General features: G+C 73.3%; 19 protein-coding genes. 13 read left to right on the top strand and 6 right to left on the bottom strand.

Annotation, left to right across the window (positions count from 1 at the left end; genetic code table 11):
- The first annotated feature begins 170 nt into the window (after window positions 1-170).
- From ABZ854_RS21750 to ABZ854_RS21740, 3 genes are all read left to right on the top strand, one after another.
- A complete protein-coding gene (locus ABZ854_RS21750) occupies window positions 171-713 on the top strand; it encodes a sigma-70 family RNA polymerase sigma factor (protein WP_361213509.1) in 543 nt (180 codons plus the stop codon).
- Entirely contained in the window at window positions 710-1,522 is an 813-nt protein-coding gene (locus tag ABZ854_RS21745) for an anti-sigma factor (RefSeq protein ID WP_361213328.1), read from the top strand. The genes ABZ854_RS21750 and ABZ854_RS21745 overlap by 4 nt, the downstream gene beginning before the upstream one ends.
- Window positions 1,523-1,648: 126 nt before the next feature.
- Entirely contained in the window at window positions 1,649-1,918 is a 270-nt protein-coding gene (locus ABZ854_RS21740) for a hypothetical protein (protein WP_129309952.1), read from the top strand.
- Window positions 1,919-1,972: 54 nt separating this feature from the next.
- On the opposite strand, the gene ABZ854_RS21735 is transcribed toward ABZ854_RS21740, so the two are convergent.
- The 4 genes from ABZ854_RS21735 to hmgA all read right to left on the bottom strand — a co-directional run bounded on the left by ABZ854_RS21735 (window position 1,973) and on the right by hmgA (window position 6,626).
- Window positions 1,973-3,163, bottom strand: a complete 1,191-nt coding sequence (locus ABZ854_RS21735) for a CaiB/BaiF CoA-transferase family protein (RefSeq protein ID WP_361213325.1) — start codon at window positions 3,161-3,163, stop codon at window positions 1,973-1,975.
- Between the two features lie 133 nt (window positions 3,164-3,296).
- Entirely contained in the window at window positions 3,297-4,454 is a 1,158-nt protein-coding gene (locus tag ABZ854_RS21730) for a type ISP restriction/modification enzyme (RefSeq protein ID WP_361213322.1), read from the bottom strand.
- 82 nt (window positions 4,455-4,536) lie between these two features.
- Window positions 4,537-5,283 carry a GntR family transcriptional regulator gene (locus ABZ854_RS21725; RefSeq protein ID WP_361213319.1) on the bottom strand — a complete coding sequence of 249 codons (747 nt, stop codon included), beginning with the start codon at window positions 5,281-5,283 and terminating at the stop codon, window positions 4,537-4,539.
- Between the two features lie 26 nt (window positions 5,284-5,309).
- A complete protein-coding gene (gene hmgA / locus ABZ854_RS21720; RefSeq protein ID WP_361213317.1) occupies window positions 5,310-6,626 on the bottom strand; it encodes a homogentisate 1,2-dioxygenase in 1,317 nt (438 codons plus the stop codon).
- Between the two features lie 160 nt (window positions 6,627-6,786).
- On the opposite strand from hmgA, the gene ABZ854_RS21715 reads away from it, so the two are divergent.
- The 10 genes from ABZ854_RS21715 (at window position 6,787) to ABZ854_RS21670 (ending at window position 19,360) form a co-directional block, all read left to right on the top strand.
- Window positions 6,787-7,320, top strand: a complete 534-nt coding sequence (locus ABZ854_RS21715) for a hypothetical protein (RefSeq protein WP_361213314.1) — start codon at window positions 6,787-6,789, stop codon at window positions 7,318-7,320.
- A gap of 64 nt (window positions 7,321-7,384) precedes the next feature.
- Complete coding sequence (locus ABZ854_RS21710; protein ID WP_361213311.1) at window positions 7,385-8,002, top strand: TetR/AcrR family transcriptional regulator; 618 nt, start codon at window positions 7,385-7,387, stop codon at window positions 8,000-8,002.
- A gap of 130 nt (window positions 8,003-8,132) precedes the next feature.
- Window positions 8,133-10,430, top strand: a complete 2,298-nt coding sequence (locus ABZ854_RS21705; RefSeq protein WP_361213308.1) for a molybdopterin oxidoreductase family protein — start codon at window positions 8,133-8,135, stop codon at window positions 10,428-10,430.
- Window positions 10,431-10,563: 133 nt separating this feature from the next.
- Complete coding sequence (locus ABZ854_RS21700; protein ID WP_361213306.1) at window positions 10,564-12,054, top strand: citrate:proton symporter; 1,491 nt, start codon at window positions 10,564-10,566, stop codon at window positions 12,052-12,054.
- Window positions 12,055-12,075: 21 nt separating this feature from the next.
- Window positions 12,076-13,311, top strand: coding sequence for an MFS transporter (locus tag ABZ854_RS21695; protein ID WP_361213303.1), 1,236 nt, complete (start codon window positions 12,076-12,078; stop codon window positions 13,309-13,311).
- A gap of 100 nt (window positions 13,312-13,411) precedes the next feature.
- Window positions 13,412-14,074, top strand: coding sequence for a hypothetical protein (locus ABZ854_RS21690; protein ID WP_361213300.1), 663 nt, complete (start codon window positions 13,412-13,414; stop codon window positions 14,072-14,074).
- Window positions 14,061-14,810: a class F sortase gene (locus ABZ854_RS21685; protein WP_361213297.1), complete on the top strand. Its 750-nt coding sequence runs from the start codon at window positions 14,061-14,063 to the stop codon at window positions 14,808-14,810. Before ABZ854_RS21690 ends, ABZ854_RS21685 begins: the two co-directional genes overlap by 14 nt.
- A gap of 585 nt (window positions 14,811-15,395) precedes the next feature.
- Window positions 15,396-16,736: an ABC transporter ATP-binding protein gene (locus tag ABZ854_RS21680; RefSeq protein WP_361213293.1), complete on the top strand. Its 1,341-nt coding sequence runs from the start codon at window positions 15,396-15,398 to the stop codon at window positions 16,734-16,736.
- A 137-nt stretch (window positions 16,737-16,873) separates the two neighbouring features.
- Entirely contained in the window at window positions 16,874-18,262 is a 1,389-nt protein-coding gene (locus tag ABZ854_RS21675) for an aldehyde dehydrogenase family protein (protein ID WP_361213290.1), read from the top strand.
- Window positions 18,263-18,277: 15 nt separating this feature from the next.
- On the top strand, window positions 18,278-19,360 hold the full coding sequence (locus ABZ854_RS21670) for a Zn-dependent alcohol dehydrogenase (RefSeq protein ID WP_361213287.1): 1,083 nt from the start codon (window positions 18,278-18,280) through the stop codon (window positions 19,358-19,360).
- A 9-nt stretch (window positions 19,361-19,369) separates the two neighbouring features.
- Here ABZ854_RS21670 and ABZ854_RS21665 read toward each other — a convergent pair whose 3' ends face one another.
- Together ABZ854_RS21665 and ABZ854_RS21660 are read right to left on the bottom strand one after the other, a co-directional pair.
- Window positions 19,370-20,305 (bottom strand): DMT family transporter, encoded by a 936-nt coding sequence (locus ABZ854_RS21665; protein WP_361213284.1) that lies wholly within the window; start codon window positions 20,303-20,305, stop codon window positions 19,370-19,372.
- Window positions 20,306-20,562: 257 nt separating this feature from the next.
- Complete coding sequence (locus ABZ854_RS21660) at window positions 20,563-21,204, bottom strand: TetR/AcrR family transcriptional regulator (protein WP_361213281.1); 642 nt, start codon at window positions 21,202-21,204, stop codon at window positions 20,563-20,565.
- Between the last annotated feature and the right edge of the window lie 52 nt (window positions 21,205-21,256).

Raw genomic sequence — 21,256 nt, 5'->3', positions numbered from 1 at the left:
ATACGGAGCGGGACCGAGGGCCGGATTGGTCGGCCGGGAAGGAATTTTTACGCCGCGCCCGACCCGCGTTTTCCGCCCCCACATCCGTAACTACCCACCGGAGGTGTGCGTTCGTGCGGATGCGTGGGGTGCGGGGCAGGGCCGGCTGCGGCCACGGAGCGGGGGCCGGGGTGGAGGCGGACGAACTGCTGATGCTCGTGGCGGGCGGCGACCACCGGGCGTTCGAGGAGCTGTACGCCATCGTGTCCGGGCCCGTGTTCGGACTCGTCCGCAGGGTGGTGCGCGACCCCGCCCAGTCCGAGGAGGTCGCCCAGGAGGTGCTGCTCGAACTCTGGCGCTCCGCCGCCCGGTTCGACCCGCGCCGGGGCAGCGCCCTGTCCTGGATCCTCACCCTCGCCCACCGTCGCGCCGTCGACCGGGTGCGCAGCGCCCGCGCGGCCGGCGAACGCGAGCAGCGGGAGGCGCTGCGGGCCGCTGAACCCGCCTTCGACCAGGTCGCCGAGGAGGTCGAGGCCGGACTGGAACGCGAATGGGTCCGCCGCTGCCTGACCCGGCTCACCGCGCTGCAGCGCCAGTCCGTCACCCTCGCCTACTACGACGGCTACACCTACCGCGAGGTGGCCGAGCGGCTCTCCCTGCCGCTCGGCACGGTCAAGACGCGGATGCGCGACGGACTCAGCCGGCTGCGCCAGTGCCTGGGAGGTGCCGTATGAGCCTCCTCGGCCGGCTGCTGCGCCGCGAGGACCCGCACTCCCTCGCCGCCCCCTACGCGCTCGACGCCCTCGAACCCGGCGAGCGGCGCCGCTTCGAGAAGCACCTGGCGGGCTGCGACCGCTGCGCGGCCGACGTCCGCGCGCTGTCCGAGGACGCGGTGCGTCTCGCCTGGTCCGCCGCCGCCCCGGCACCCCCCGCCCTGCGCGAGCGGGTGCTGGCCGCCGTCCGGGTCACCCCGCAGGACCGGGTGCCCAGCCCGGAGCGCACCTCCCAGCTGCCGGCGCACGTCTGGGGCGGCCCGCCACCGCCCACGCGCTCCCGTACGCCCCGGCCGCGCCCCCTGTTCGCGCCCCTGGCCACCGCGACCGCCGCGGCGGCGCTCGTCGTCGCCTCCCTCGTCGCGGTCCAGGCGCACCAGACCCAGGACCGGCTGGACGCCGAACGGGCCCAGGCACGTGAGATCGCCCACGTTCTGACCGCCCCAGACGCCCGCGCCGCCACCGGCGCGGACGCCCGCGGACGCGGTATCGGAGTGATCGCCTCCGTATCCCGCGGAGAGGCCGTCGTCACCCTCAGCGGATACGGAGCCCCGCCCGGCGGCCGGGTCCGGCAGCTCTGGCTCACGCGCCCCCATGTGCAACCGCGCTCCCTCGGGCTCCTCACGGGCGACACGCCCTTGGTCGCCAAGGACCTTGACCCCACTTCGACGTCACTCGCCGTAACCGTCGAGCCTGACGGAGGGTCAGTACAACCCACCGGCCAGCCCATAGTCCAACTCACCCTGAAATCGGTCGGATTCGGAGAGTAGTCAGCGGTGGATGGTCAACCGCCTTACGGGGAAGGTCAATCCTGTGGCCGAGATACACGCGTGCCCCGATGGGGCGATAGGGTTACCCTGCCCGGGCCGGGTGGACTCGTACGGGTGGGGAGTGACATGGAGCAGATAACGATGCGCAGCAGGGCGAGGGTCCCTGCTATCACCTGCGGCAGCAGCGCGACCAGTTCGCGCCTGGACCGCCATCTCTCGGTGCTGGGCGGTCCCGCCATACCGCAGCGGGAGACGGTCGAGGCCACCTCGCTGATGCGTGAGCTGACCGCACGTGACACCACGCGCAAGCGCAGCGACCGGGGTGCGCGGGTCCGCCGTGTCTCACTCTTCGCTCCCCTGCGCCGGCTGCGTCGTTCGCTGTTCGGCGGGCACTGAGCGCACCCGCGGCCCCCGAGCCGGCCGGCGTCGGCCGTCTTCGAGGGCCCGCGCTCAGGCCGCCACGCCGTCCCGGCGCAACGCTGCGATCTCCTCGTCCGTCATCCCCGCGGCTCGCAGCAGCGCCGAGGTGTGCTGTCCGAGTGCGGGCACGTCGCCCATCCGTGCCTCGCCCCCGCCCGGCAGGGTGATCGGGGGCAGCAGCGCCCGCAGCGGCCCGACCGGCGAACCCACCTGACGCCACCGCTCCCGGGCCGCGAGCTGCGGGTGCTCCGCCAGCTCGTGCAGATCCCTGAGCCGGGCACAGGCGATGCCCGCCTTCTCCAGCCGGGCCACCGCCTCCTCCGCGTCCAGCACGCCCAGCGCCCCAGCCACCAGCTCGTCGGTCCGCTCCCGGCGCGCCACCCGCGCCGCGTTCGTCGCGAACTCCGGGTCCATCCCCAACTCCGGTCGCCCTATGACCTGTTCGGCCAGCCGGCGCCACTCCCGGTCGTTCTGCACCGACAACAGCACACGGCCGCCGTCCGCCGTCGGATAGGCGTCGTACGGCGCGATGACGGCGTGCGCGAGCCCCGTGCGCGCCGGCGGCTCGCCCCCGTGCATCGCGTGGTGCAGCGGATGCCCCATCCACTCGGCCAGCGCCTCCAGCATCGACACCTCGACCGGGCCGCCCCGCCCCGTCGTGCCCCGCCGCACCAGCGCGGCCAGCACACCCGAGAACGCGTACATGGCCGCCGCGATGTCCGCCGCCGGGATCCCCGCCTTGACGGGCTGCTCCGGCGTCCCGGTCACCGACACCAGCCCGGCCTCGCACTGCACGAGCATGTCGTAGGCCCGCTTGTCCGCGTACGGCCCCGAGCCGCCGTAGCCCGAGATGTCCACCGCGATCAGCCGGGGACGGGCCGCGCACAGCGTGGCCGCGTCCAGCCCGAGCCGGGCCGCGGCCCCGTGCGCCAGGTTCTGCACGAACACGTCCGCGTCCGCGATCAGCCGTCTTACGACGGCCAGGCCGCGCGGGTCCTTCAGGTCCAGCGCGATGGACTCCTTGCCGCGGTTGCACCATACGAAGTGCGAGGCGAGGCCGCGGGCCGCGGTGTCGTAGCCCCGGGCGAAGTCGCCGCCGTCGATCCGCTCCACCTTGATGACACGGGCGCCGAGGTCGGCGAGCTGTCGTGTGGCGAAGGGGGCGGAGACGGCTTGTTCCACGGCGACCACCGTGAGGCCGTCAAGGGGGAGAGGTTCCATGGGGTGGATGATCTCCCGTGAGCGGAGGATTGTCAGCAGGGGGGTGTCGGCGGGTGCGGGTGCGTTGTGGCTGGTCGCGCCCACGCCGCGGAGCCGCATGTCGACAGAGCCCCGCGCCCCTCGGTGGTGCTCTCTACAGCAAGGCGAACTGGCCTTCTGGGCCTTCCTCCGGGTGGTCCAGGACCGAGGCCGGGCGGTGGGAGGTTGCGGGGGCGGGGAGGATGCCGGCCCGGCGCAGTTCCGTCGCCGTGATCGGTGCGGTCGGCTTCAGGTCCGCTCGGCGCTCCCGTACGTCCGACAGCAGGGCGAGGGCCGTGATCAGTTCCAGGAGTTCCGAGGTCCAGGGCTGGGGCCAGGAAGGGGGGCGGATCGCCGCCAGGGTGCCTGGAGCGGCCGGGGCCGTGCGGGCGGTGAACCAGGCCTGAAGGACCCCGGCGCCGGCCACCTCGTAGTCCCAGGCGGCCGGCGGGACGGGGGAGACGCGGCCCTCGCCGAGCAGGAGGGTCTCCTCGTCGCGGTCGTAGTCGAGGGTGAGCGGGCGGGCCGGCAGGGGCGCGCGGACGTACGGGCGTCGGCCGCCCGGAAGCTTGGGGCGTTCGCCGTCGCGGCGCATCAGCCACAGCATGCGGCGGCCCAGCTCCACACCCGAGGCCCACAGTTCCGGGTCCTCGGTGAGCGGCACGGTCAGATCGGGGCGGCTCGCCGCGAGGATCCAGGCCAGCACGTCCACCGGGGAGGGGAGGGCGCCGAGGCGAGCGGCCAGGTGGTCCAGCAGGCCCGGCGCCAGGTTCGGTTCCGCTCCGCCCGGCCGGCGGTACAGCGGCCGGATGGTGCCCAGGCGCAGGACGGGCAGGCGGGAGGTCGCGAGGAGGGGTACGTCGTCGGGGGTCTCCACCACGAAGACCTGCCGCTCGTCCGCCACGCGCCACAGCTCCGGCCGGGCCGCGTCGACCAGCCGGTGGTCCGGGATCATCCACTGCTCGTCGAACGGCGCCGCCAACACCCCTACCGGCTCGGCACAGGGCCCCGCGGCCCGCGCCAGCCGCTCCGTCCCGCCGCCACCCCGACCGGGCAACTGGGCCACGGCGGAGTGCAGCGTACGGAACCGGCTGGACTCGAACAGCGCCTCGCGGTCCGCCACTTCGGCCTTCAGCAGCGCGTCCCAGCGAGCCTTCAGCGACCGCACGTCCGGGCCCACCGGCCAGCCCCGCCCCACCCGCAACGGTGCGACGGACCACGGCATGAGGTCCGCCAGGAGCGGAGCATCGTCGTCGTACGTCACGCAGGGCATGCTACGACAGCGCCGTGCCCCGTAAGGGGCGCGGGGAACTGCGCGAGAAACCACCACGAAGCCGCACCCACCGACGAATCGTTCACGCCTCCAACGTCACCGTGAACGAGAAGCGGTCCCCCCGGTACTGGATGACCGCCACGTCCAGCACCCGCCCGCCCCCGTCATACGTCACCCCCGTGTAGTGCAGGATGGGGCTCAGCAACGGCACTTCCAGCAAACGGGACGTCTCCGGGTCGGCCAGTCTCGCCTCCACCGTGTCGGTGATCCTGCCGATGTCCGCCCCCACGACGTCCCGCAGCACCTTCGTCATCGGCCACCGCACCAGATCGTCCAGGTCGATGAGCCCGGCCAGTTCGGGCCGTACGTGGTTGACGGCGTGGTTCGTCGGCTCGCCCGTCTTCTCGTCGCAGCGCAGCCGGTGGTACGTCGCCACCTCCGGCAGATCCGGGAAGTACTCGGCGAGATGAGCCGGCACCGGGGTCCGCCCGTGGTCCAGCAGTTCGGTCGTCATGCCGGACTGCTGGGCCACGATGGCGTCCACCGAGCCCAGCAGCCGCACCGGGGCGCCGCGCCGGGCGTCGGGCTCGATGAACGTGCCGCGCCGCCGGTGCCTGCTGATCAGCCCCTCGTCCTCCAGCTCCTTCAGCGCCTGCCGCATCGTCAGCACGCTGACGCCGTAGTGCTCGGCGAGCCGCTCCTCGGTGGGCAGGCGCAGCGGGTCCTGCGGCGAGCGGCCCAGTATCGAGGCGCGCAGCGACTGCGACACCTGGTACCAGAGCGGCAGCTTGCGGTTCAGGACGATCGAGTCCGGGGCGAAGGAGGTCACGGGCTATCCGTACCTGTCGTGGGCGGTCAGTGCAACGGACGGAAGTGCTTCTCCATGCCCTGCCACACGTCGTCGTAGCGCTGCTGGAGGTGCTCGGCGCCCGCCGCATGCGGGGTGAGCGTGACCGGCCAGCGGGTCTCGAACATGAACGCCAGCCCGTCGTCGATCTTCTGCGGCCTCAGCTCGGCCGCGCTCGCCTTGTCGAACGTCTCCCGGTCCGGGCCGTGCGCCGACATCATGTTGTGCAGGGAGCCGCCGCCCGGCACGAATCCCTCGGCCTTCGCGTCGTAGGCGCCCTCGATCAGGCCCATGTACTCGCTCATCACGTTCCGGTGGAAGTACGGCGGCCGGAACGTGTCCTCACCGACCAGCCAGCGCGGCGCGAAGGCCACGAAGTCGACGCCGGCGAGGCCCGGGGTGTCCGACGGTGAGGTGAGGACGGTGAAGATCGACGGGTCCGGGTGGTCGTAGGAGATGCTGCCGATGACGTTGAAGCGGCGCAGGTCGTACACGTACGGCACGTGGTTGCCGTGCCAGGCGACGACGTCCAGCGGGCTGTGGTCGTAGGTGGCCGTCCAGAGGTTGCCGCAGAACTTGTTGACCACCTCCACCGGGCCGGTCACGTCCTCGTACGCCGCGACGGGCGCCCGGAAGTCACGGGCGTTCGCGAGGCCGTTGGCGCCGATCGGGCCGAGGTCGGGCAGCCGGAACGAGGCGCCGTAGTTCTCGCAGACGTAGCCGCGCGCGGAGTCGTCCAGGAGCTCCACGCGGAAACGCACCCCGCGTGGGATGAGCGCCACGTGCGCGGGTTCCACGTGCAGCATGCCGAACTCGGTGTGCAGCAGCAGGCCGCCGCGCTCGGGGACGATCAGCAGTTCGCCGTCGGCGTCCGAGAAGACGCGCTCCATCGAGGAATTGGCGTGATACAGGTGGATGCCCATGCCGTTGCGCTGGGTGGCGTCGCCGTTGCCGCCGAGCGTCCACAGGCCGGCCAGGAAGTCCGTCCCGGCGGCCGGCTCGGGCAGCGGGTTCCAGCGCAGCCGGTTCGGGTCCGGCACCGTCTCGGTGAACGGGCCGCCGCGGAGCGCGCCGTTGTCCGTCCGCCGGAACGCCGGGTGAGCGGCCGACGGGTGGATGCGGTACAGCCAGGACCTGCGGTTGTGCGCCCGGGGCTCGGTGAACGCCGTGCCGCTCAGCTGCTCCGCGTACAGGCCGAGCGGCGCCCGCTGCGGCGAGTTCCGTCCCTCGGGCAGGGCTCCGGGCACCGCCTCCGAGGCGTGTTCGTTGCCGAACCCGGAGAGGTACGACAGTCCCTCGGCGGTCTTCCGTGCGTCCCCGCTCATCATCGCTCCCTTGCGTGTTTGCGTTCCGCATTCCTATGGAACACCGTAGGAATACGCGCGGGCGGGCGCAAGAGGGCCCCGGCGTCTCCTTCGTGAGGACGGCGAGAACCAGACTTCAGGGGGATCCGGCCGGCGCGGCGTTGTTCTACGCTCCCGGGCTATGGCGTGGAGGTCATGGACGAGAGGGCTGCTCACCGCGGGCGCGGTGTGCCTCCTGCTGCCGTTCGGCGCGGGAGGGTGCGGGACCGGTGCGGCGCGGGGCGGCGGCAGCCCGTCGGCCTCGCCGGTGGGCAAGGTCCTGGACGACACCGACGACAGCGGGCGCCACCTGCGCGAGGTCGGCAAGGACGACGCACCCGAGGTCGGCATCGAGGTCACCCCCGACCCGGCGGGCGGCTGGAAGGTGCGGCTGCGGCTGCGGCACTTCCGCCTCTCCCCGGCCGGTACGGCGGCCCGCCCGGCCGCCCACCGAGGCCTCGCCTACCTGTTCGTCGACGGCCACCGGGTCTCCCGGCTGCGCACCCCCGCCCACCACCTGAGCCTCCTGCCGCACGGCACCCACCACGTCACCGCCCGGCTCTACGCCGACGACGGCACGGTGTGGGCCGTCCACGGCAAGCCGGTCGAGAACACCGCCGACATCACCGCGTCCGGCGCGGAGACGGAACAGCCGGCGCCGTCCGCGTCGAAATGAGTGCCCGGGCCATCCGTCCGCGTACCGAGGGGCGAGGTACACCGGCTCCCGGCGGAAAGGCATCATGAAGTCCGTGCCCCACGCGACATCCCTCCGCCGCGCGCCCGTCCAGCGGCGCAGCGCCGAACGGCTGACCAGGATCCTCGACGCCTGCGCCGGCCTCCTCGACGAGGTCGGCTACGACGCCCTGAGCACCCGGGCGGTGGCCCAGCGCGCCGGGGTGCCGATCGGCTCCGTCTACCGCTTCTTCGGCAACAAACGGCAGATGGCCGACGCCCTCGCCCAGCGGAACCTGGAGCGCTACACCGAGCGCGTCACCGAGCGGCTGAGGGACGCCCGGCGGGGCGACTGGCGGGCCGCCATGGACGCCGTACTCGACGAGTACCTGGCCATGAAGCGCACCGCGCCCGGGTTCTCCCTCATCGACTTCGGCAACCAGATCCCCGTCGGCACCCGCAAGAGCGAGCCCAACACCCGGGTCGCCGACCGGCTCACCGAGCTGCTCGCCGACTACCTGGGCCGCACCTCCGACCCCGATCTGAGCCGTGTCTTCCTGGTCGCCGTGGAGAGCGCGGACAGCCTGGTCCAGCTCGCCTTCCGGGTGGACCCGCAGGGGGACGAGGGGATCATCGACGAGACCCGCGAGCTGCTGCGGGCGTATCTGGGACGCGTCCTCGACTGAGCACGGCGGCGCCACAAGGTCCTGTGCGCATCGTTCCAGGGGCTCCCCTCCATGCCTACCGGTCGGTATGCTCCCTTTCCGAGCCCGCCCGTGCCCGCGCGCGGCGCCGCCGAACCCTAGGGGAGGACCCGTGTCCCGCACCGCCCTGCGCATCTGCCCCCTCTGCGAGGCCACCTGCGGGCTGACCCTCACCGTCGAGGGCAGCCGCGTCACCGGGGCCCGCGGCGACCGCGAGGACGTCTTCAGCAAGGGGTTCATCTGCCCCAAGGGCGCCGCCTTCGGTGCCGTGGACTCCGATCCCGACCGGCTGCGCACCCCCCTCGTCCGCACGGACGGCGTCCTGTGCGAGGCCACCTGGGAGGAGGCCTTCGACGCGGTGGCCGCCGGTCTGCGCCCGGTCGTCGAGCGGTACGGCGCCGACTCCCTCGGAGTAGTCCTCGGCAACCCCAACGTGCACACCATGGCCGGCGCGCTCTACCCGCCCGTCCTGCTCGGCGCGCTGCGCACCCGCAGCCTGTTCACCGCCTCCACGGTCGACCAGATGCCCAAGCACGTCTCCAGCGGACTGCTCTTCGGCGACGCCAACGCCATCCCGGTGCCGGACCTCGACCACACCGGCCACCTCCTCCTCATCGGCGCCAATCCCCTGGAGTCCAACGGCAGTCTGTGCACCGCCCCCGACTTCCCCGGCAAACTCAAGGCGCTCAAGGCGCGCGGCGGCCGGCTCACCGTCATCGACCCGCGCCGCACCCGCACCGCCGGGCTCGCGGACCGGCACATCGCCATCCGGCCCGGCACCGACGCACTCCTCCTCGCCGCTATGGTCACCGTGCTGTTCGAGGAAGACCTCGTCGACCTCCGCGACCTCGCCCCGTACGTCCAGGGGGTCGACCAAGTGCGGGACGCCCTGCGGGAGTTCACACCCGAAGCGGTGGCCGGATCGTGCGACGTCGACGCCGCCGCCATCCGCGCGCTCGCCCGCGATCTCGCCGCCGCCCCGGCCGCCGCCGTCTACGCCCGCATCGGCAGCTGCACCGTCCCGCACGGCACCCTCGCCAGCTGGCTGGTCGACGTCCTCAACATCCTCACCGGCAACCTCGACCGGCCCGGCGGCGCGCTCTTCCCGCAGGCCGCCACCGACAAGACGCCCCGCCCGGCCGGCCCCGGACACGGCTTCGCCCTCGGCCGCCGGCACTCCCGGGTCCGGCGACTCCCCGAGGCCAAGGGCGAGTTGCCGCTGTCCGCGCTCGCCGAGGAGATCGACACCGCCACCGAGGAGGGCGAGCCCGTCCGCGCGCTTGTCGTCGTCGCGGCCAACCCCGTGCTCTCCGCGCCCGACGGCGACCGGCTCGACAAGGCCCTGGAATCCCTCGACTTCATGGTCGCCGTCGACCCCTACCTCAACGAGACCTCACGCCACGCCGACGTCGTCCTGCCCCCGCCCCCGCCCTCGCAGAGCCCGCACCACGACTTCGCCTTCAACACCCTCGCCGTGCGCAACCAGGTCCGCTACACCCGGCCCGCCGTCCCGCTGGAGCCCGGCAGGATGGCCGAGACCGAGATCCTCGCCCGGCTGATCCTGGCCGCCACCGGCATGCACGGCGCCGACCCCGCCGCCGTCGACACGACGGTCATCGACCAGACCCTCGCCAAGGCCGTCCAGCAACCCCACTCCCCGGTCCACGGCCGCGACCCCCGCGAACTCGCCGCGCTCCTCACCGGCGACACCGGCCCCGAGCGGCGCCTCGACCTGATGCTGCGCCTCGGCCCCTACGGCGACGGCTTCGGCGCCCGGCCCGACGGGCTCACCCTCGACCGGCTGCTCGCCCACCCGCACGGCATCGACCTCGGCCCGCTGCGTCCCCGCCTGCCCCAGCCGCTGAAGACGGTGAGCGGCCAGGTCGAGCTGCTGCCCGAGCCGATCGCCGCCGACCTGCCCCGGCTGCGCGCCGCCCTGGCCGAGCGCCCCGCGGGACTCGTCCTGGTCGGCCGCCGGCACCTGCGCTCCAACAACAGCTGGATGCACAACGTGCCCGCGCTGACCGGCGGCAGCAACCGCTGCACCCTGCACATCCACCCGCGGGACGCCGAACGCCTCGGCATACGCGACGGCGCACCCGTGCGCGTCAAGGGCGCCGGGGGAGAGGTGACCGCGCCCGCCGAGGTCACCGACGCGATCCGGCCCGGCGTGGTGAGCCTCCCGCACGGCTGGGGCCACGACCGCCCCGGCACCCGGCAGAGCCACGCCGCCTCCGTCCCTGGCGCCAACGTCAATCAGCTCCTCGACGGCAGCCTGCTCGACCCGCTGTCGGGCAACGCGGTCCTCAACGGCGTGCCCGTCGCCGTCAGCGCCGCCCCAGAGGTCCCCGGGGCGGTCCCGGCGGTTTTGGAGGCCCCCGTGGCCGAAAAGCTCGGCCCTGTGACCTGAGCAAAGCCGTGACCTGCAATTCTGCGCTTATTGCTCGCACGGCAACGTCTTGTTAACGCCGTTCTGACCGACCTAACGTCGTCGCACCGCCGGCCCTGGTGGCTGTCCAAGGGCGAACGTTAGGTATCCACTCATGCTGACCATCCTCGGCTTCGCCATGATCGCGACCTTCCTGGTCCTGATCATGCTGAAGAAGATGTCGCCGATCGCGGCGCTCGTGCTGATCCCGGCGCTGTTCTGCGTCCTCGTCGGCAAGGGTGCCAAGCTCGGCGACTACGTCATCGACGGCGTCACCAGCCTCGCGCCCACCGCGGCGATGCTCATGTTCGCGATCGTCTATTTCGGGACGATGATCGACGTCGGCCTCTTCGATCCGGTCGTCCGGGGCATCCTGCGGTTCTGCAAGGCCGATCCACTGCGCATCGTCGTCGGTACGGCCGTACTCGCTGCGATCGTCTCCCTCGACGGCGACGGCTCGACCACCTTCATGATCACGGTCTCGGCGATGTACCCGCTGTACAAGCGCCTGAAGATGTCCCTGGTCGTGATGACCGGCGTCGCGGCCATGGCCAACGGCGTGATGAACACGCTGCCTTGGGGCGGTCCGACCGCACGCGCTGCCACCGCGCTGAAGCTCGACGCGAGCGACATCTTCGTCCCGATGATCCCGGCCCTCGCCGTCGGTCTGCTGGGCGTCCTCGTCCTCGCGTACGTCCTCGGCCGCCGCGAACGCAAGCGGCTCGGCGTGCTGACGCTGGACGAGGTGCTGGTGGTGGAGCCGGAGACGGAGACGGTGCTGGTCGGCGCCGGCACGGGCAAGGGCGAGGGCCAGGGTTCGAGTGTCGGCAAGGGTGCGGGTGCCGGCGGGGCGGCCCGGACGCGCGGCGGTTCCGGCACCGGGGCGGATCTGCCCGACAGCCCCCAGGGCTCCCAGGGCTCCCCGGGCCCAGGAGGCTCCGCGGGCTCCGGGGACGACACCGCCTTCCAGGGCCTCGACCCCGACCGTCCCACCCTGCGCCCCAGGCTGTACTGGTTCAACGCGCTGCTGACCGTCGTCCTGCTCACCGCGATGATCATGGAGTGGCTGCCGATCCCGGTGCTGTTCCTACTCGGCGCCGCGACCGCGCTGACCGTCAACTTCCCGCACATGCCGGACCAGAAGGCCCGCATCGCCGCGCACGCCGAGAACGTCCTCAACGTCTCCGGCATGGTCTTCGCCGCCGCCGTCTTCACCGGGGTCCTCCAGGGCACCGGCATGGTCGACCACATGGCCACGTGGCTCGTGGACAACATCCCCAGCGGCATGGGCCCGCACATGGCCTTCGTCACCGGAGTGCTGAGCATCCCGCTCACGTACTTCATGTCCAACGACGGCTTCTACTTCGGCATCCTGCCGGTCCTGGCGGAGGCGGGCCAGGCGCACGGCGTCTCCTCGCTGGAGATCGCCCGCGCCTCCCTCGTCGGACAGCCGCTGCACATGTCCAGCCCGCTCGTCCCGGCCGTGTACGTCCTGGTCGGCATGGCCAAGGTCGAGTTCGGCGACCACACCCGGTTCGTCGTCAAGTGGGCCGTCCTCGTCTCGGCGTTGATTTTCGGCGCCGGAATCCTGTTCGCCATCATCTGACCGTCCCGGGAGGACTTGAACATGGGGCCCGGTAGGCACCGCGGCTGGCTGCTCCGCCTCGTCATCGCCTTCGGATTCGCGCAGGGGGCGGTGTCGATGGCCCGGCCGGCCGTCTCCTACCGGGCTCTCGCGCTGGACGCGGACGAACGTGCCGTGGGCGTCATCGCCGGCGTGTACGCCCTGCTCCCGCTCTTCGCCGCCGTACCGCTCGGCCGCCGCACCGACCACGGCAGGTGCGCGCCGCTGCTGCCCCTCGGGGTCGTGCTCATCTCGGGCGGCTGCGTGCTGAGCGGGCTCGCCGGCTCGCTGGGGGCGATGGCCCTGTGGAGCGGGGTGATGGGCCTCGGCCACCTGTGTTTCGTCATCGGTGCCCAGTCTCTGGTGGCGCGGCAGTCCGCACCGCACGAACAGGACCGCAACTTCGGGCACTTCACCATCGGCGCCTCGCTCGGTCAGCTTGCCGGACCCCTCGCCGCGGGCTTCCTGATCGGCGGCGCGGACCTGGCCGGCAGCAGCGCCCTCTCCCTCGTCGTGGCGGGAGCGGGCGCGGCCGCCGCGGTCACCTCGCTGTGGCGCGTCGAGGACCGTACGGCCCTCGACTCCCGCTCCCGGCACGGAGGACGGGTGCCGGTCGGCGGGATCCTGCGGGCCCGCGGTGTGCCCGCGGGCATGCTCATCAGCCTGTCCGTGCTGTCCGCCACCGACGTCCTCACCGCCTACCTCCCCGTCGTCGGCGAGCACCGGGGCATCGCGCCCTCGCTGATCGGCCTGCTGCTCAGCCTGCGCGCCGGGGCCACGATCGCCTGCCGGCTCGTCCTCACCCCGCTGCTGCGGGTGCTCGGCCGGCCCGCGCTGCTCACGCTCACCTGCTTCCTCGCCGCCCTGCTGTGCGCCGGGATCGCGCTGCCGGTGCCGGTGTGGGCGCTCGGCCTCATGCTGGGCGCGCTCGGGTTCTGCCTCGGCGTGGGGCAGCCGCTGTCCATGACGACGGTCGTCCAGGCCGCCCCCGCCGGGGCCCGGTCCACCGCGCTCGCCCTTCGGCTGACCGGCAACCGGCTCGGCCAGGTCGCCGCCCCGGCCGCGGCGGGCCTGGTCGCCGGGGCGGCGGGAGCGGCAGCGCCGTTCGTGCTGCTCGGCGCGCTGCTGCTGGTGTCGTCGGGGGTGGCCGTGCGCTCGCCGGGCGGTGCCGGGACGCCCGGGCCGGTTGCCGGACGGCGGTCGAAGGGGCCGGCATTGCGCCGCACGGGCGATATCTGACGGCGCGTTGGGCGCGGATACCGCCACTCCGTGGGGCTCATGCAAGAGAGTCCACCCGAAGAGCGATTTGTATGAAAATCGTCTAACCGGAGGAGCTCGCATGCCTAGCCTGTCACTTCCACGTTCCTACGGCACCCGCGCGGGCGCCACCGTCGTCCTCACCGCCCTCGCTGCGGCGGGCGCGTCGTGGGTGGCGGCACCGATGGCCTCCGCGGCGGGGGAGAACGGCGACATCCGGGTCCACCGCGTGGGCGTGCCCTTCGGCGTCTCCAAGGACGACCCGGCGGTTTGCAAGTTCTATCTCGACGCCGTGAACTTCGACGTCCTGCCCTCCGTGGCCTACACGATCACGGCGCAGCCCCCGCTGCCCAGCGCCGCCACCACCACCGGCACCCTCCAGCTCGCCGGGGGCGCCGGGCACACCGACCCGCTGGGCCTGGCCGACGGCCAGTACAAGCTCACCTGGATCGTGGCGGGCGCCCCCAAGGAGAAGGTGTTCCGCGTCAACTGCCATGACGACAAGGAGCACAAGGGCGAGAACGCCCCCGGCAGCATCGAGGACCACCACCGTGACGACGCCGCGTGGGGCCAGGGCGACGACCACGACGGCCCCAAGGGCGGCGTGCACGCGGGCGGCGGCGGCCTCGTCGACCGGGCGGCCGCGTACTCGCCGGTGGCCGGCGCGGCGGCCGTCGGACTGCTCGCCGTCGGCGGTGTCGCCTACGTCCGGCTGATCCGCCGTCGGCCCGATGGCGCCGCGTAGGCGCAGACGCAGGCGCTGGCACCGCAGGCGCGCCTACCGTCTCGCCCGGACCGCCCTGCTGACGGTCTTCATGGTCGTCATGGGCGTCCGGTGCGAGGCGCGTCACCGTCCGGTCGCCCCCGAGGCGGCCGCCGGTCCGGGCGCGGTGGCGGCGGCAGGCGTTCACCCGGGCTCCGCCCGCTCCGACGGGCGCGACGCGGACCACGCGCACGCCGCGCCGGCCCGTGCGGTGCCCTCCCACACGGCGCCTGCCTCCAGCGCGTCGCCGGTCGGCCTGCTGCCCCGGTCCCGGCCGGTGTCCTTCCGCATCCCGTCCCTCGGCATCGACGCGCCGGTGATCGGCGTGAAGCTGGAGAAGGACCGGCAGTTGGAGACCCCACCCCTCGGCAAACCCAAGCTGGTCGGCTGGTACCAGGGCGGGCCCACCCCGGGCGAGTCCGGCACCGCCGTCGCCGTCGGCCACCGGGACACCATGACCGGGCCCGCGGTCTTCGCCGGCCTCGCCCAGGTCAAACCCGGCAAGCCGATCGAGGTCCGGCGCGCGGACGGCCGTACCGCCGTCTACACCGTCGACCGGGTCAAGGTCTACGACAAGACCGGCTTCCCCGACAAGGAGGTCTACGGCGCCTCGAAGCGTCCCGAACTCCGCGTCCTCACCTGCGGCGGCCTCTACAGCCGCCGCACCGGCTACACCAGCAACGTCGTGGTCTTCGCCCACCTGACGGCGACGAAGTAGCGGCGCACCGGGCGAAGGGGCACGGGCCCGGGGAGCGCCGCGGGCCTCGCCCCACGGCCGCGGGCCGGCGCCCGGGCGGTACCGGGGAGTCCGGCCGGGCCCGGCGATGGCGCTGTCTCCGCCGCGGGCGGGGGCTCGGTCCGTCGCGTGGCTCCCGCCGCCTGGCCGGTGCGGTCCGTGCGCTGCTCGCGGTGCCGCCGCCCGGGCCGGGCGGAGCCGAGCGTGGCCGAGCCGGTGTGTCGCGGCCACCGCCGGAGGCGGCGCACGGGGCCGACGCGCGGCCGGGAAGAGCCGGCGAGCGCCGGGGAGGAGCCGGGAAGGGCCGCAGCCCCCCGGCCACCGCCCCTCGGCACCGCTCACGCAGCCGGGGCCGGGGTCGGGCCACCCGAACCGCCCCTGACCTGGCGGCATTCCGGAAGCTGTGTTCCGTGCCGCATGCACCCATGTGCCCGATGTGGCCCCATGTCTTCCCTCGCGCGGGCACCGTCCGTTAACTTCCGTGACGCACGGGCCCCGTACGACCCGCACGAGGCTTTCGGACACACGGAGCAGCGGCGCTCCGGACAGCCCCCGGGGGCAGCAGCCATGACACGCGCCATCTCTCTGCACGACGTGAGCAAGTCCTACGCCCGGGGCCCCCGCGTGGTGGACCGGATCTCGCTGGACATCCCGCCCGGCGAGTTCCTCGTCCTGCTCGGCCCCTCCGGCTGCGGCAAGTCCACCGTGCTGCGGATGATCGCCGGCCTGGAGGAGATCGACGACGGCACCCTGCTCCTCGACGGCGAGTACGCCAACGACTGGCAGCCCTCGGAGCGGAACATCGCGATGGTCTTCCAGAACTTCGCCCTCTACCCGAGCATGACCAGCCGCGACAACATCGGCTTCCCGCTGCGCATCGAGGCGCCGAACGCCGACCCCCGCCCCCGCATCGACGCCACCGCCCGCATGCTCGGCATCGAGGACCTCCTCGACCGCTTCCCCGGCCAGCTCTCCGGCGGGGAACGGCAGCGCGTGGCCATGGGCCGGGCCATCGCCCGCCACCCCTCCGCCTTCCTCATGGACGAGCCGCTGTCCAACCTCGACGCCAAGCTCCGCAACCACCTGCGCGCCGAGATAGCCCAGCTCACCCGTGCGCTGGGCGTCACCACGGTGTACGTCACCCACGACCAGGCCGAGGCCATGTCGCTCGGCGACCGCGTCGCCGTCCTGCGCGGCGGCGTGCTCCAGCAGGTCGGCAGTCCGCGCGAGGTGTACGCGCTGCCCCGCAACGTCTTCGTCGCCGCGTTCATCGGCACCCCGCGCATCAACCTGCTGCGCGGCCTGGTCCGCGCCCCGCTGGACGGGGCCATGACCATCAGCCTCGGCAAGCAGTACCTGAAGCTGCCCGAACCCCTCTCCCTGGACCACCAGTTGCTACGGGTGCAGCAGGGCCGCGAGGTGATCGTGGGCCTGCGCTCGGAGGCGGTGCGCATCGCCAAACACAGCTCCGCCCGGCCCGGCGAGGTGCCGCTGACCGGTCTGGTGGAGCACGTGGAGTTCCAGGGCCACGAGATCCTCGTCCACTTCAACACCGGCTCCAGCCCCGCCGTCGTCCCCGAACTGGAGGCCCCGCGCCCGGCGTCCCGGCCCGCCCGGCGGCGGCGCAGTCAGGGCGCAAGCGTGCTGGACCGGCTGAGGGAACGGGCCGGGGCGCTGCGGGCCGGCCCGGTGGGGCTCCTGGAGCACCCCGTCGACGACCTGCCCGAGCCCGCGCCGCCGGAGGGACGGCTCCCCGGCGACCTGGTCGTGCGCACCACCCCCGACATCCAGCTGCGCCACGGCATGCAGGTCCCGCTCCTCGTCGACCTGGCCCACCTCTTCGTCTTCGACCAGCACGGCGAACGGATCTGCCCGGCGCCGGCCCGGCTGCCCGACCTGGAGGAGTGAGCGGCCGCCGGTACGGCGATGATGTCCCGGTACGTCGGGTCGCCGCCCGGCCCGGCGGGCAGGTCGCTCTGGCGCACAAAAACTAACGCCGCTAGTTTGTGTGCCGGACGACGCGGACCCGCCCGGGAGGAAGCAGCATGAAGGCACACGACGGCCTCTACATCGACGGCGCCTGGCGCCCCGCGGAGAGCCGGGACGTCATCGAGGTGGTGAACCCGGCCGACGAGCAGGTCATCGGCCGGGTGCCGGCCGGCAGCGCGCTGGACGTCGACACCGCCGTACGCTCCGCGCGCGCCGCCCTGCCGGGCTGGGCCGCCACGCCCCCGGCCGAGCGGGCCGCCCGGCTCACCGCCCTGCGGGACGTCCTGGTCGCCCGCAAGGACGAGATCGCCGAGACGGTCACCGCGGAACTGGGCGCCCCGCTGCAGTTCTCCCTGGCCGTGCACGCGGGCGTCCCGATCGCCGTCGCAGGCTCCTACGCCGAGCTGGCCGCCACCCACTCCTTCGAGGAGAAGGCGGGCAACTCCACGGTCCTGCACGAGCCCATCGGCGTCGTCGGCGCGATCACCCCGTGGAACTACCCGCTCCACCAGATCCTCGCCAAGGTCGCCCCGGCCCTCGCCGCCGGCTGCACCGTCGTCCTCAAACCGGCCGAGGACACCCCGCTCACCGCCCAGCTGTTCGCCGAGGCCGTCCACGAGGCGGGCGTCCCGGCCGGTGTGTTCAACCTGGTCACCGGCCTCGGCCCGGTCGCCGGACAGGCCCTCGCCGAGCACCCCGGCGTCGACCTGGTCTCCTTCACCGGCTCCACCGCCGTCGGGCGGCGGATCGGCGCGATCGCGGGCGCCGCCGTCAAGAGCGTCGCCCTCGAACTCGGCGGCAAGTCCGCCAACGTCATCCTGCCCAGCGCCGACCTCGCCAAGGCCGTGAACGTCGGCGTCGCCAACGTGATGTCCAACTCCGGCCAGACGTGCAGCGCCTGGACCCGCATGCTCGTCCACACCGACCGGTACGACGAGGCCGTCGAACTGGCCGCCGCGGCCGCAGCCAAGTACGGCGACCGGATCGGCCCCGTCGTCAACGCGCGGCAGCGCGACCGGGTGCGCGGCTACATCGAGAAGGGCGTCGCCGAGGGCGCCCGCCTGGTCGCGGGCGGCCCCGAGTCCCCGCGCGAGCAGGGCTACTTCGTCAGCCCGACCGTCTTCGCCGACGTCACCCCGGAGATGACCGTCGCCCAGGAGGAGATCTTCGGCCCCGTCCTGTCCATCCTCCGCTACACCGACGAGGACGACGCGCTGCGCATCGCCAACGGCACCGTCTACGGCCTCGCCGGCGCCGTCTGGGCCGGTGACGAGGCCGAGGCGGTCGCCTTCGCCCGCCGCATGGACACCGGCCAGGTCGACATCAACGGCGGCCGGTTCAACCCGCTCGCCCCGTTCGGCGGCTACAAGCAGTCCGGGGTCGGCCGGGAACTCGGCAGGCACGGACTCGCCGAGTACCTCCAGACCAAGTCCCTCCAGTTCTAAGGAAGTCAGCGAGTCATGGCCGTACGTGCCGCCGTCCTGCCCGCCATCGGCGCCCCCCTGGAGATCATCGGCATCGAGCTGCCCGACCCGGGCCCCGGACAGGTCCGGGTCAGGCTCGCCGCCGCCGGCGTCTGCCACTCCGACCTGTCCCTGTCCAACGGCACCATGCGGGTGCCGGTCCCGGCCGTCCTCGGCCACGAGGGCGCCGGCACGGTCGTTGCCGTCGGCGAGGGGGTCACCCACGTCCGCACCGGCGACCCGGTCGTCCTCAACTGGGCGCCCTCCTGCGGCTCCTGCCACGCCTGCGCGCTCGGCGAGGTCTGGCTGTGCGCCAACGCGCTCAGCGGCGCCGCCGACGTCTACGCCCGCACCATCGACGGCACCGACCTGCACCCCGGGCTGAACGTGGCCGCGTTCGCCGAGGAGACGGTGGTCGCCGCGTCCTGCGTGCTGCCCCTTCCCGACGGCGTGCCCCTGGTCGACGCCGCCCTCCTCGGTTGCGCCGTCCTCACCGGCTACGGCGCCGTCCACCACTCGGCGAACGTCCGCGAGGGCGAGACGGTGGCCGTGTTCGGCGTCGGCGGGGTCGGCCTCGCCACCCTCCAGGCGGCCCGCATCGCGGGTGCGTCCCGGATCGTCGCCGTCGACGTCTCCCCGGAGAAGGAGGAACTGGCCCGCGCGGCCGGCGCCACCGACTACGTCCTCGCCTCCGACACCACCCCGCGCGAGATCCGCGCCCTTACCGGCAAACAGGGCGTCGACGTGTCCGTCGAGTGCGTGGGCCGCGCGGTCAGCATCCGCGCCGCCTGGGACTCCACCCGCCGGGGCGGCCGTACGACGGTCGTCGGCATCGGCGCCAAGGAGGAGCAGGTCTCCTTCAACGCCCTGGAGATCTTCCACTGGGGCCGCACCCTGTCCGGCTGCGTGTACGGCAACACCGACCCGGCCCGCGACCTGCCCGTCCTCGCCGAGCACGTCCGCGCGGGCCGGCTCGACCTCTCCGCCCTCGTCACCGACCGCATCGCCCTGGACGGCATCCCGGCCGCCTTCGACAACATGCTGGCTGGCAAGGGGGGCCGGGCGCTGGTGGTGTTCTGAGGGCCCGGGTCAGCGGACCCGCTCGGGGTGCGGCTCCTGGGCCGTCGCCCCGGCGGGCCGTGCCGAACGCGCCCGGGAGCGGGAGACGGCCACGCCCGCGAGGCACAGCACCCCGCCGGCCAGCGTCAGCACGCCCGGCACCTCACCGAGCGCCAGCCAGGACATCAGCACCACCAGCGCGGGTACGGCGTACGTCGTCGCGCCCATCCGGCTGGCGGTCGTCCGGGCCAGCGCATAGGCCCACGTCGTGAAGGCGAGGGCCGTCGGGAAGACGCCCAGATACACCATGTTCAGCGTCGCCGACGCGGGTGCGTGGGCCGCCTCGTGCACCAGCCGGCCGGTGAACGGCAGGCACACCACAGCGCCGACGAGACAGCCGAACGTCGTCACCTGCAGCGCGCTCGCCCCACCGAGCGCGGGCTTCTGCGCGACGACCCCGCAGGCGTAGCCCACGGCGGCGAGCAGGCACAGCAGCACGCCGAGCACCGAGGAACCGCCGCCGGACGACATCGACAGGCCTACGGTCACGGCACCGGCGAACGACACGGCCATGCCCGCGAGGAGCCTCGGCGGCATCGGGTCGCCGAGCAGGCGGGCGCCGAGCAGGGCGATGAGCAGCGGGCCGACGTTCACGACGAGGGCGGCCGTGCCGGCGTCCACCTGCTGCTCGCCCCAGTTCAGGACGACCATGTACACCCCGAACCAGAGCAGGCCCGACAGCCCGATCCCGCGCCACGCGGTTCTGGGGGGCCACCCCTCCCGCCTGATCAGGCAGATCGCCCCGAGCACGAGGCTCCCGGCCAGCAGCCGCCCGAGGGCGAGCGCGCCCGGCGAGTACGCGTCCCCCGCACTGCGGATCGACACGAACGCGGAGGCCCACAGGACCACGGTGACGGCGGCCGCGCCGAGGGGCAGCAGACGCTGCCTGGCCGTTGTGTCGTTCATGCGGTCGAGGGTATGCGCGTGCGGCGCGCCCCTGCTGGCGGTTTTCCGACATGGTCCCCGGCGCGGGGGCTGGGCGGGGGTGAGTATCGCTCACCGGCGCCGTCCGGGCGCCGTCCAACGCCCACATGCCCGCAGCTTCGACGGACCCGCGGCCGAAAACGGCGCAGGCGGGGCAGCGCCCCGTAAGGGGCGCGGGGAACTGCGCGACCGGCCACGACGTGCCCGCACGCGGAACGCCACCCGAACCGGCCGTAGGCCTACACGCTCTGGCGGTCGACTTCGTACTGCTGAGCCAACCCCTCCAGCAACGCCGCCAGCCCCGCCTCGAAGGCCCTCTCGTCGATCTTCTCCTGCTGCTCCGCGAGCAGATGCGCCTGCCCGAGGTGCGGATAGTCGGCCGGATCGTACGCGCTCGCGTCGTCGACGAACCCCCCGGCGAACGAACCCAGCGCGGAGCCCATGATGAAGTACCGCATCAGCGCCCCGATGGACGTGGCCTGGGCCGGCGGCCACCCCGCCCGCACCATCGCGCCGTACACCGCGTCCGCGAGCCGCAGCGCGGCCGGGCGGCGGCCGGGGCCGCGCGCGAGGACCGGCACGATGTTCGGATGGTCCCGCAGGGCCGCCCGGTAGGACACCGCCCAGTCGTGCAGCGCGGTCCGCCAGTCCCGCTCGTCCTCGAACATCGACAGGTCGACCAGCGCGCTCACCGAGTCCGCGACCGCCTCCAGGATCTCGTCCTTGGTCCGGAAGTGGTTGTACAGCGACGGCCCGCTCACCCCCAGCTCGGCGGCGAGCCGGCGTGTGGAGACGGCCGCCAGGCCCTCCGCGTCCACCAGTTCCCGTGCCGTCTCGACGATCCGGTCGGTGCTGAGAAGGGGCTTGCGCGGTCGGGCCATGGCGCACATAGTAGGGCTGCACAAGGAAACTAGCAGTGCTAATTTAAATGCG

Source organism: Streptomyces sp. NPDC047028, assembly GCF_040644095.1.
GTDB lineage: Bacteria > Actinomycetota > Actinomycetes > Streptomycetales > Streptomycetaceae > Streptomyces.
Note: the sequence above shows the minus strand (reverse complement) of the source record. Positions and strands in the feature narration are given on the sequence as shown.

Bases quoted from the DNA above. Each gene is read 5' to 3' on its own strand.
- ABZ854_RS21745 (WP_361213328.1), top strand. From the start codon at position 710: ATGAGCCTCCTCGGCCGGCTGCTGCGCCGCGAGGACCCGCACTCCCTC.
- ABZ854_RS21740 (WP_129309952.1), top strand. From the start codon at position 1,649: ATGGAGCAGATAACGATGCGCAGCAGGGCGAGGGTCCCTGCTATCACC.
- ABZ854_RS21735 (WP_361213325.1), bottom strand. From the start codon at position 3,163: ATGGAACCTCTCCCCCTTGACGGCCTCACGGTGGTCGCCGTGGAACAA.
- ABZ854_RS21730 (WP_361213322.1), bottom strand. From the start codon at position 4,454: ATGCCCTGCGTGACGTACGACGACGATGCTCCGCTCCTGGCGGACCTC.
- hmgA (WP_361213317.1), bottom strand. From the start codon at position 6,626: ATGAGCGGGGACGCACGGAAGACCGCCGAGGGACTGTCGTACCTCTCC.
- ABZ854_RS21715 (WP_361213314.1), top strand. From the start codon at position 6,787: ATGGCGTGGAGGTCATGGACGAGAGGGCTGCTCACCGCGGGCGCGGTG.
- ABZ854_RS21710 (WP_361213311.1), top strand. From the start codon at position 7,385: ATGAAGTCCGTGCCCCACGCGACATCCCTCCGCCGCGCGCCCGTCCAG.
- ABZ854_RS21700 (WP_361213306.1), top strand. From the start codon at position 10,564: ATGCTGACCATCCTCGGCTTCGCCATGATCGCGACCTTCCTGGTCCTG.
- ABZ854_RS21695 (WP_361213303.1), top strand. From the start codon at position 12,076: ATGGGGCCCGGTAGGCACCGCGGCTGGCTGCTCCGCCTCGTCATCGCC.
- ABZ854_RS21690 (WP_361213300.1), top strand. From the start codon at position 13,412: ATGCCTAGCCTGTCACTTCCACGTTCCTACGGCACCCGCGCGGGCGCC.
- ABZ854_RS21685 (WP_361213297.1), top strand. From the start codon at position 14,061: ATGGCGCCGCGTAGGCGCAGACGCAGGCGCTGGCACCGCAGGCGCGCC.
- ABZ854_RS21680 (WP_361213293.1), top strand. From the start codon at position 15,396: ATGACACGCGCCATCTCTCTGCACGACGTGAGCAAGTCCTACGCCCGG.
- ABZ854_RS21675 (WP_361213290.1), top strand. From the start codon at position 16,874: ATGAAGGCACACGACGGCCTCTACATCGACGGCGCCTGGCGCCCCGCG.
- ABZ854_RS21670 (WP_361213287.1), top strand. From the start codon at position 18,278: ATGGCCGTACGTGCCGCCGTCCTGCCCGCCATCGGCGCCCCCCTGGAG.
- ABZ854_RS21665 (WP_361213284.1), bottom strand. From the start codon at position 20,305: ATGAACGACACAACGGCCAGGCAGCGTCTGCTGCCCCTCGGCGCGGCC.
- ABZ854_RS21660 (WP_361213281.1), bottom strand. From the start codon at position 21,204: ATGGCCCGACCGCGCAAGCCCCTTCTCAGCACCGACCGGATCGTCGAG.